The sequence below is a fragment of the Streptomyces aureus genome (assembly GCF_001418135.1).
Lineage (GTDB): Bacteria > Actinomycetota > Actinomycetes > Streptomycetales > Streptomycetaceae > Streptomyces > Streptomyces aureus_A.
Genome location: NZ_LIPQ01000226.1, coordinates 1 through 11,520 on the forward strand (window position 1 = coordinate 1; position 11,520 = coordinate 11,520).

Here is an 11,520-nt window from a genome sequence, read left to right on the forward strand (position 1 = left end):
GTACACGTCGGGGTCGACGGGTCGGCCGAAGGGTGTGGTCGTGCCGCATGGCGCGCTGCGGAACTTCTTGTGGTCGATGGGTTCGCAGGTGGAGCTGTCGGCGGGGGAGAAGTGGCTGGCGGTGACGACGTTCGGTTTCGACATCTCGCTGCTTGAGGTGTTCCTGCCGCTGGTCTCCGGTGCCGTGGTGGTGATCGCGGATCGTGATGTGGTGCGTGATCCGGAGCGGTTGGGTGCTCTGGTGCGGTCCGAGGGTGTGTCGGTGATGCAGGCGACGCCGAGTCTGTGGCGTGCGCTGGTGGAGACGGATCCGGGGGCTGCGCGGGATCTGAGGATCCTGGTCGGCGGCGAGGCGGTGGACGCCGCTCTCGCGGGTGCGCTCGCCCAGGTCGGTGGGTCGGTGTGGAACATGTACGGGCCGACGGAGACGACGATCTGGTCGACCAGTGCCCTGCTGTCGGGCGACGGGGGTACGCCGATCGGTGCGCCGATCGCCAACACGCAGGTGTATGTCCTCGACGGCCGGCTGCGGCTGGTGCCGCCGGGTGTGCCGGGCGAGTTGTACATCGCCGGTGAGGGTGTGGCGCGTGGTTACCTCGGGCGTCCGGGTCTGACCTCGGAGCGGTTTGTCGCCGATCCGTTCGGTGGACCGAGTTCCCGTATGTACCGGACGGGTGATCTGGTGCGGTGGACGGAGGCGGGTGTTCTGGAGTTCGTCGGCCGTGTCGACGACCAGGTGAAGGTGCGTGGTTATCGCATCGAGCTCGGCGAGGTCGAGTCGGCGCTGGCGAGGGTGGAGGGCGTCGCCCGTGCCGTCGCCATGGTCCGCGAGGACTCCCCGAACGACCGCCGGCTCGTCGGCTACGTCGTCCCCGCCGAGGGAACGGCTTTGGAAGCAGAAGCGGTTCGCCGTGCCGTCGCCGGGCTGCTGCCGGAGTACATGGTCCCGTCGGCTGTTGCGATCCTCGACGCGGTGCCGTTGACGCCGAACGGCAAGACGGACCGCAAGGCCCTGCCCGCGCCCGCTGCCTCGGGCGTCGTCCGCCGTGAGGCGCGCACCGCCCAGGAGGACATCCTCTGCGGGCTGTTCGCGGAGATCCTGGGTCTGGCCCGGGTCGGGATCGACGACAGTTTCTTCGACCTCGGTGGGCACTCCCTGCTCGCGACCCGGCTCGTCTCCCGCATCCGTACCGTCCTCGGCGTCGAACTCCCCGTCCGCGCCCTGTTCGAGACCCCGACCGTCGCCGCCCTCGCCCCGTACCTGGAGCGAGGAGGGGAGACCAGGCCCGCCCTCGTGCCGCGGCGACGGCCGGCCGAGATCCCGCTCTCCTACGCGCAGCGCCGCCTCTGGGCGCTGAGCCGGCTCGGTGCGACGGCCGGCACGTACAACATCCCGATGGTGACCCGGCTCCGCGGCCCGCTGGACGCCGTCGCGCTGGAGGCCGCGCTCGCCGACGTGGTGACCCGCCACGAGTCGTTGCGCACCGTCTTCCCGGCGACGTCCGACGGCACGCCCTCACAGGTCGTGCTCGACCCCGCCGAGGCGCGGCCCTATCTGCACGTCGTCCAGGTCGAGGAGCCGGCCGTCGAGGCGGCCGTGGCCGCCGCGCAGCGCACCGACTTCGCCCTGGACACCGATCTGCCGCTGCGCGCGCAGCTGTTGGAGCTGGGCCCGGAGGACCACGTTCTCGTGCTGGTGCTGCACCACATCGCCGGCGACGCCTCCTCGATGCGGCCCCTGGTCCGGGACCTGGCCGCCGCGTACACGGCGCGCGCCGAGGGCTCCGCGCCGCGGTGGGCGCCGCTCCCGGTCCAGTACGCCGACTACGCGCTGTGGCAGCGCGAGGTACTGGGCGACGAGGCCGACCCGGACAGCGAGATCGCCCGCCGGCTCGCCCACTGGACGCAGACCCTCGCCGGCCTGCCCGAAGTGCTTGCGCTGCCCACCGACCGGCCACGCCCGGAGGAGGCCGGCCACGAGGGCGGACTCGTGCCGCTCACGCTCGACGGCGAGCTGCACGCCGGGCTGCTCGACCTCGCCCGCTCCAGCCGGACCACGGTCTTCATGGTCCTCCAGGCGGCGCTGGCGAGCCTGCTGACCCGCCTCGGCGCGGGTACGGACGTCCCGCTCGGCACGCCGGTCGCGGGGCGCGGCGACGAGGCGCTCGACGACCTGGTCGGCTTCTTCGTCAACACGCTGGTGCTGCGCACGGACACGTCCGGCAACCCGTCCTTCCGTGAACTGCTGGCCCGGGTGCGGGAGACCGACCTCGCCGCCTACGCCCACCAGGACGTGCCGTTCGAGCGCGTCGTGGACGCGGTCGCGCCGCGCCGGTCGGCCGCGCACCACCCGCTGTTCCAGGTCATGCTCTCCCTGGACAACGTCTCGCGGGCCGATGTGCGCCTCGCCGGACTCACCGTCGACGCCGTCGACGAGCCGGCCGGCGACGGGGCCGGGCGCGCCAAGTTCGACCTGTCGGTGCGGCTCTCCGAGCAGCGCTCCGACGAGGACGGACCGGCCGGCCTGCAGGGCACCGTGGCCTACGCGGCGGACCTGTTCGACCGCGCGACGGTCGAGGCGATGGCGGACCGTTTCGTCACCGTCCTGAAGGCCGTGGTCGCGGACGCCGACCGGCGGATCGAGGACCTCGACATCCTCGGCGCCGCCGAGCGCGAGCTGCTGCTGCACGGCTGGAACGACACCGCCCGCCCGCTCCCGGACCTGCTCGTCCCGGAGCTGATCGAGGCCCAGGTCGCCCGTACCCCCGACGCGCCCGCCCTGTCCGCGGGCGACGCGACCCTGACGTACGCGGAGCTGAACGAGCGTGCGAACCGGCTGGCGCATCTGCTGATCGGGCGGGGCGCGGGTCCGGAGTCGATCGTGGCGATCGCGGTGCCGCGGTCGCCGGAGATGGTCGTCGCCGTGCTCGCCGTGCTGAAGTCCGGCGCGGCCTACCTGCCGGTCGACACCGAGTACCCCGCCGACCGCATCGCGTACTTCTTCGAGGACGCCCGGCCCTGCCTGGTCGTCACCAGCGCCGACGCCGAGGAACGCGTGCCGTCCGCGGCCACCGCCGGGCGGATCGTCGTCGATGCGCCGGAGACCGTCGCCGCGCTCGCCGCCCAGCAGGCGCGGAACCCGGTCGACGACGACCGGACCGCCCCGCTGACGGCCCGCACGCCCGCGTACGTGATCTACACCTCCGGCTCCACCGGCCGCCCCAAGGGCGTCGTCGTCGAGCACGGCGGCATCCCCAACATCGTCCTGGCCCGGACCGGTCCGTACGCGATGGGCCCGGGCAGCAGGGCGCTGCAGTTCGCGTCGCTCAGCTTCGACGCCGCGATGTCGGAGATCTGCACCCCGCTGTCCGCCGGCGCGTGCCTGGTGCTCGGCCCGGCCGACATGCTGCTCCAGGTCGCCGAACTGCCCGCGCTGCTGCGCGAGCAGGGAGTGACCCACGCGACGCTGCCGCCCGCGGTGCTCGCACAGCTCTCGCCCGCGAGCCTGCGCACGGTCCGCACCCTCGTGACGGCCGGCGAGGCCGCACCGCCCGGCCTGGTCGCCACCTGGGCGCCCGGCCGGCGCATGTTCAACGCGTACGGCCCCACCGAGACCACGGTCTCCTGCACCATGGCCGGGCCGCTCGTCCCCGAGGCCGGCGTGCCGCCGATCGGCGGCCCGCTGCCCAACACCCGCGTCTACGTGCTCGACCACCGGCTGCGGCCGGTCCCGGTCGGCGTCCCCGGCGAGCTGTACGTCGCCGGGATCGGCGTGGCCCGGGGCTACCTGCGCCGGCCCGGTCTGAGCGCCGAGCGGTTCGTCGCCGACCCGTTCGGGCCGGCCGGCAGCCGGATGTACCGCACCGGCGACGTGGTCAGCCGGATGCGCGACGGCCGCCTGCGGTTCGTCGGCCGGGCCGACGGCCAGGTGAAGCTGCGCGGCTTCCGGATCGAACTCGGCGAGGTGGAGGCCGCCCTGACGGGCGCGCCGGGCGTCGCGCGCGCCGTGGCGACCGTACGGGAGGACCGTCCGGGCGTTCGGCAGCTCGTGGGCTACCTCGTCGCGGAGGCGGGTGCCGGACTCGACCTCGGAGCGGTACGGACGTACCTGCGGGCCGCCCTCCCGGCGCACCTGCTGCCGTCCGTCCTCATGGAGATCGACTCGGTCCCGCTGACCGTCAACGGCAAGACCGACAAGGCCGCGCTGCCCGCCCCCGAGCAGCCCGGGACCGCCCAGGCCGCCCCGGCGGCGGAACGGTCCCCGGAGCCGTCCGACGACGACCCGCGGGCCCTGCTCTGCCGGATCGTCGGCGAGGTCCTCGGCCTGGCCGGCGTCGGCGCCGACGACAACTTCTTCGCCCTGGGCGGCGACAGCATCAACGCCATCCAGGTCGCCGGCCGGGCCCGCCAGGCAGGGCTCGTCCTCACACCGAGGGACATCTTCCGCCACCAGACCGTCGCGGAGCTGGTGTCCGCGATCCGCCCCGCCGCCGCCGAGGCCGCGCCCGTCGCCGACGACGGCGTCGGCCCCGTCCCCGGCACCCCGGTGGTCCGCTGGCTGCACCAGCTCGGCGGCCCGTTCCAGGGCCTCAACCAGTCCGTGCTGCTCCGGGTCCCCGGCGGCCTCGGACAGGACGAGCTGACCCGGGCCGTCCAGGCCGTCGTCGACCACCACGACGTGCTGCGCGCACGGCTCACCGGTGCCGCACTCGGCCTGCCGTGGAACCTGGAGACCGCGCCGCGCGGCACGGTCGACGCCCGTGCCTGCGTCAGCCGTGTCGACGTCCGGGACGCCGCGGCCGACGCCACCGACGTCGCCGCCGCGGTGTCCGCGCACGGCGAGGAGGCCCGGCGCCGGCTCGACCCGGAGAACGGCGTCCTGCTCCAGGTCGTCTGGTTCGACGCCGGCCCGGACGAGCAGGGCCTCCTCCTCGTCCTCCTGCACCACCTCGTCGTCGACGGCGTGTCGTGGCGGATCCTGCTGCCGGACCTCGCCGCCGCCTGGCAGGCCGCCCGCGACGACCGCGACCCGCGGCCCGCCCCGGTCGGCACGACCTTCCGCCGCTGGGCGCAGGCCCTCGTCATGGAGGCGCAGAACCCGGCCCGGATCGCCGAACTCCCGCTGTGGCGGCAGCAGACGCAGGGCCGCGACCCGCTCCTCGGCGCGCGCCGTCTCGACCCCGCCGTCGACACCCGGGAGACCGCCGAGCACCTGACGGCCGCCCTCCCCGCGGACCTGACGACGGCGCTGCTGACCGACGTCCCGGCCCGGTTCCGCACCCAGATCAACGACGTGCTGCTCACCGGCCTGACCCTCGCGGTCGCCCGCTGGCGCCGCCGCTGGACCCAGGACGCGTCCCACGCGGTCCTCGTCGACATGGAGGGCCACGGCCGCGAGGAACTCGACGAGACCCTCGACCTGTCCCGCACGGTCGGCTGGTTCACCAGCCGCTTCCCCGTCCGGCTCGATCCCGGCCCGGTCGACCTCGACGAGGCGCTGGACGGCGGCGCCGCGACCGTCGCCGCGCTCGGGCAGATCAAGGAGCAACTGCGCGCCCTGCCCGACAACGGACTCGGCTACGGCCTGCTCCGCTACCTCAACGCGGACACCGCGCTCGCCCTGGCGGGCGCCGCCGCCCCGCAGATCGGCTTCAACTACCTCGGCCGGGTCGGCAGCGGCGGCGACACCCTCGGAGAGGGCGGACCCGCCGGCTGGTCCAGCGCGTCCGACCTGCGGATCCCGCTGCTCCCCGCCGACCCGGGCATGCCGTTCGGCCACTCCGTCGAGATCAACGCGGTCACCCGGGACGGCGACGGCGGGCCCCGGCTCCACGTCACGTACTCCTGGCCCGCCGGACTCTTCGACCGCGCCGAGATCGAGGAGCTCGCCGAGCTGTGGTTCACCGCCCTGCGCGCCCTCGCCGACCCCGGCCAGTCCGAGCGGGGTGACGGGCTCACCCCCGGCGACCTGCCGACGTCCGGGCTGACCCAGCCCGAGATCGACGACTTCGCCGCCGCACCCGGCGGACTGGAGGACGCGTTCGCGCTCACCCCGCTCCAGGAGGGCCTGTTCTTCCACGCCCTCCAGGCGGACGACAGCGGCACGGACGTCTACACCGTCCAGCTCGTCCTCGACCTCGAAGGCCCGCTGGACCCGGCCGCCCTGCGCACCGCCGGACAGACCGTCCTCGACCGGCACCCCAACCTGCGGGCGGGCTTCCACCACCGCGCGGACGGAGCGGCCGTCCAGGTCGTGCCGCGGGCCGCGGCCCTGCCCTGGGACGAGGCCGACCTCAGCGCACTGCCCGACGACACCGCGCAGCGCGAACTCGCGGCGCTCACCGAGGCCGCCCGCGGCCACCGGTTCGACCTGAGTCGGCCGCCGCTGGTCCGCTTCCTGCTGATCCGCCTCGGCGCCGAACGGCACCGGCTGGTCATCACCAAGCACCACATCCTGCTCGACGGCTGGTCCATGCCGCTGTTCCTGCGCGAACTGGTCACCCTGTACGAGAACGGCGGCGACACGGCCACGCTGCCCGCCCCCGCCCCGTTCCGCTCGTACGTCGCCTGGCTCGCCGCCCAGGACCGCACGGTGAGCGAACGGGCCTGGCGCGACACCCTCGCCGGGATCGAGGAGCCCACGCTGCTCGCCCCCGCCCGGGAACCGGCCGGACCCGCGCTGCCCGAGCAGCTCGTGCACGACCTGTCGCCGGAGCTCACCGCCACCCTCCAGGCGCACGCGGCCCGGTCCGGCGTCACCATGAACACCGTGGTCCAGACGGCCTGGGCGCTCGTCCTCGGCCGCCACCTCGGACGCGACGACGTCCTGTTCGGCACCACGGTCTCCGGCCGGCCGCCGGAGCTCCCCGGCGCCGAGAACATGATCGGCCTGTTCATCAACACCCTGCCGGTACGGGTCCGGTTCGACCGCTCCGAACGCTGGAGCGCCGCCCTGGCCCGCGTCCAGGACGAACAGACCGCCCTGCGCACCCACCAGTACCTCGGCCTCGCCGACGTGCACCGGATCGCGGGCGTCCGGCCGCTGTTCGACACCGCCCTCGTGTACGAGAACTACCCGCTGCCCGAGGACACCGAGCGCTCCCCGTCCCGGCTGCGCGCCACCGCCGTCCAGGGCCGTGACGCGGCCCACTACCCGCTGCTGCTGGTCGCCTCGCTGCGCTCGCAGGGCCTGCGGTTCCGTCTCGACCACCGGCCCGAGGTGATCGGCGCGACGACCGCCCCCACCCTGCTGGAGCGGCTGTCCCGTGTCCTGGAGTCGGTGGCCGCCGACCCGGAGCAGCCGGTGGGGCGCGTCTCGGTGCTGTCCCGCGAGGAGCGCCGCGCGCTCGCCGACGGCGGCACGCGGACCCCGCTCGCCGCCGGCGCGCACGGCGGCCCCGGCGACACGATCCACGGCCGGGTCGCCGCCCTCGCCGCCCGTACCCCGGACGCCGTCGCGGTGTCCCTCGGGGACGAGCGGCTCACATGGGGGGAACTGGACGAGCGGGCCAACCGGCTGGCCCGGCTGCTGCGCGAGCTGGGCACCGGCCCGGAGGACCGGGTCGGCATCCTGCTCGACCGGTCGCTGCCGCTGGTCGTCGCCTTCCTCGCCGTCCTCAAGGCGGGCGCGGTCTGCGTCCCGCTGGCGCCCGCCCACCCCGCACAGCGGCAGCGGACCGTCCTCGACCGGGCCGGCGCGCGCGTGCTGCTCACCGACGCGGCCCGCGCCGCCGACCGGGCCGGCGCGCCGGACGACGGCGTCACGACCGTCGCCGTGGACACCGACCCGCGCCCGGCCCGCCAGGACCCCACCGACCCCGGGGTGACCGTCGAGCCGGACCGGCTGGCGTACGTGCTGTTCACCTCCGGTTCCACCGGCGTGCCCAAGGGCGTGGCGGTCACCCACCGCGACGTCGTCGAACTCGCCGACGAGCCCTGCTGGGCGCCGGGCGCGCGGGAGCGGATGCTGTTCCACTCGTCGCACGCGTGGGACGCGGCCCTGCTGGAGCTGTGGGGGCCGCTGCTGAACCACGGCACGGTCGTCGTCGCGCCGTCCGGCGAGACCGACCTGAGGGACCTGGCCCGGCTCCTGGTGGCCGAGCGCGTCACCGGACTCTGGCTGACGGCCGGTCTGTTCCGCTGGCTGGCCGAGGAGGAGCCGGACTGCTTCGCCGGAGTCCGCGAGGTGCGCACCGGCGGCGACGTCGTCCCGGCCGACGCCGTCCGCAAGGTCCTCGCCGCCTGCCCCGGCACCGTGGTCAGCAATGGCTACGGGCCCACCGAGACCACCGTGTTCGCCACCCACCACATCATGGGGGCGGGCGACCCGGTCCCGGACAACGTGCCGATCGGCGTCCCGCTGCACGGGATGACGGCCTACGTGCTCTCCCCGGAGCTGGAGCCGGTCCCCGCCGGGGCCGTCGGCGAGCTGTACCTCGCGGGCTCCGGGCTCGCCCGCGGCTACGAGAACGACCCGGCACTCACCGCCCGTTCGTTCGTGGCCGACCCGTTCGGGGACCCGGGGACGCGGATGTACCGCTCCGGCGACCTGGCCCGCCGTCGCCCGGACGGCGCCCTGGAGTTCGTCGGCCGGGCCGACGACCAGGTGAAGCTGCGCGGTTTCCGGATCGAGCTCAGCGAGGTCGACGGCGCGCTCGCGGCCCTGCCCGGCGTGGCCCACGCGGTCTCCCTGGTCCGCGAGGACCGGCCCGGCGACAAGCGCCTCGTCGCCTACACGGTGCCCGCGCCCGGCGAACCCGCCCCGGGCGCGGCGGAGATGCGCGCCCGGCTCGCCGAGACGCTGCCGGACTACCTCGTCCCGGCCGCGGTCGTCCCGCTCGACGCGCTGCCGCTCACCGCGAACGGCAAGCTGGACCGGGCGGCGCTGCCCGCCCCCGCCGAAGGCGCCGCGCGCACCGGACGCGGCCCGCGCACCCCCCGCGAGGAGCTGCTGTGCGGCCTGTTCGCGGACGTCCTCGGCGTCGACGAGGCCGGCATCGACGACGACTTCTTCGCCCTCGGCGGAGACTCGCTGCTCGCGGCCGGACTCGTCAGCCGGATCCGCGCCGTCCTCGGCGTCGAACTCGGCATCCAGGCACTGTTCCTGGCGCCCACGGTCGCCGGACTCGTCGCCGCCCTCGACGAGGAGGGCGCGGACGCCGCCGGGGCGCTGGACGTCCTGCTGCCGCTGCGCACCCGCGGTGACCTTCCGCCAGTGTTCTGCTTCCACGCCGCGGGCGGCCTGAGCTGGCGGTACGCGGCCCTGCTGCGGCACCTGCCGGCCGGCCACCCGGTGTACGGCCTCCAGGCCCGCGCGTTCGCCGAGCCCGGCCACCGCCCGGCGAGCCTGGAGGAGGCCGCCTCCGACTACGTGGAGCGGATCCGCTCCGTCCAGCCGTCCGGCCCCTACCACCTGGTGGGCTGGTCGCTCGGCGGCCTGGTCGCCCAGGCCGCCGCGGTCCTCCTGGAGGAGGCCGGGGAGGAGGTCGCGACCGTCGCGGTCCTGGACTCCTACCCGGCGCGGCCCGGCGACCCGGTCGTCGTGCCCCCGGCGGCGCAGGTCCTCGGCGCCCTCCTCGACGCGGCCGGCGTCGGCCCCGACCGCGGCGAGGAGGAGCTCACCCCCGAGGCGGGCGCCGCGCTGCTGCGGGCCCGCGGCGGACCGCTCGCGGCGCTGCTCGCCGACCGGGTCGGCGCCCTCGTGGACGCGTACCGCACCGGCGTCGAGCTGCGCGCGGGCTTCGCCCCGCGCCGGTTCACCGGCGACCTGCTGCTGTTCGTCGCGAACGGCGGTGCCGGAGGGAGCGGCCCCCGGCACGGCTCCGGGCAGGTCCCCGCGGGCGACGTCGCCGGGAAGGCGGACCGCTGGCGCCCGTACGTCGGCGGCGCGATCGCCGTCCACCCGGTCGACTGCCGCCACGAAGACATGCTGCGGCCCGAGCCGCTCGCCGTCGTCGGCGGCGCGCTCGCCGCCCATCTGAACGCCCGCACCACACGGAAGGACAGCTGATGAAGAAGGAGTTGTACGCACTGGGGGAGACGCCGCCCCTGGGCGAGGTGCCCCGTCGCATGCACGCCGGAGTGATCCGGCGCGAGCGGTACGGCCCGCCCGAGCAGTCGATCCAGGTCGAGGCCGTGGACGTGCCGCCGGTCGGCCGCGGGCAGGTCCTCATCTGGGTGATGGCCGCCGGGATCAACTACAACGGCGTCTGGGCCGGACTCGGCACCCCCGCCGATGTCATCGCCGACCGTCAACGGGCCGGTGATCCGCTCGACTTCCACATCGCCGGATCCGAGGGCTCCGGGGTGGTCTGGGCCGTCGGCGAGGGAGTCAAGCAGCTCAAGGTCGGCGACCACGTCATCGTCGGCGGCGTCGCCTGGGACGAGTCGGCCCCCGACATCCGCCTCGGCACCGACCCGACCGCCTCCCGCTCCCAGCGGGCGTGGGGCTACGAGTCGAACCACGGCTCCTTCGCGCAGTTCACCGTGGCCGACGAGTACCAGTGCCACAAGAAGCCCCCGCACCTCACCTGGGAGGAGGCAGGCTGCTTCCTCGGCGGCGGCTCCACCTCGTACCGCATGCTCATGGGCTGGCATCCGCACACGGTCAGGCCGGGCGATCCCGTCCTCGTCTGGGGCGGCGCCGGCGGTCTCGGATCCATGGCGATACAGATCGTGAAATACTTCGGCGGAATTCCGGTCGCCGTGGTGTCGGACGACGACAAATTCGACTACTGTAAGCGCCTGGGAGCGCACGGCGTCATCAATCGGAATGATTTCGACCACTGGGGTCGGCTGCCTGATTCGAGCGACACCGTCGCCTACCGGGAATGGCTCTCCGGAGTCCGCTCCTTCGGCCGCGCCTTCTGGGACGCGCTCGGCGAGCGCAGAGACCCCGCCATCGTCCTGGAGCACCCCGGCCGGGCCACCCTGCCGACCTCGGTCTACGTCTGCGACCGGGCCGGCATGGTCGTCACCTGCGCCGGCACCAGCGGCTACAACGGCGACATCGACCTGCGGTTCCTCTGGATGTTCCAGAAGCGGCTCCAGGGCTCGCACGCTGCGAACGTACGCCAGACCGCGGCGATCATCGAGCTCGTCGCGGCCGGCCACATCGACCCCTGCCTCAGCCTCGCCCTGCCGTTCGCCGAGATCGGCCGGGCGCACCAGATGGTCTACGAGAACAAGCAGCCGCCCGGCAATGTGGCGGTCCTCGTGAACGCGCCGGAACCGGGGCTCACGGATATGCGCTGAAATCTTTTCGAAAAGCTTGCCGATCTCTCTCCGTTTGGTTAGAAAGAGCGGCGAAGGAAACAAGAGATCACCTCGGGAAATGGAAAAGGGAAAAGAAATGACGAACCCGTTCGAGAACGCCGACGGCCGCTACCTCGTCCTCGTCAACGACGAGGGCCAGCACTCCCTGTGGCCGGACTTCGCCGAGGTCCCGGCCGGCTGGGAGGTCGCCTTCGCGGAGAACGACCGCCAGGCCTGCCTCGACCACATCGAGGCCAACTGGACGGA

3 protein-coding genes are annotated in these 11,520 nt (G+C 74.4%); all 3 read left to right on the plus strand.

From position 1 onward, the window contains the following. Positions 1 to 10,009, plus strand: a 10,009-nt coding sequence (locus AOK00_RS19550) for an amino acid adenylation domain-containing protein (RefSeq protein WP_159041803.1), incomplete at its 5' end; no start/stop codon positions are given. Next, positions 10,009 to 11,253, plus strand: a complete 1,245-nt coding sequence (ccrA, locus tag AOK00_RS19555) for a crotonyl-CoA carboxylase/reductase (RefSeq protein ID WP_055601594.1) — start codon at positions 10,009 to 10,011, stop codon at positions 11,251 to 11,253. The genes AOK00_RS19550 and ccrA, both read left to right, overlap by 1 nt. A gap of 97 nt (positions 11,254 to 11,350) precedes the next feature. Further along, positions 11,351 to 11,520, plus strand: a 170-nt coding sequence (locus AOK00_RS39110; protein ID WP_055601595.1) for an MbtH family protein, incomplete at its 3' end; no start/stop codon positions are given.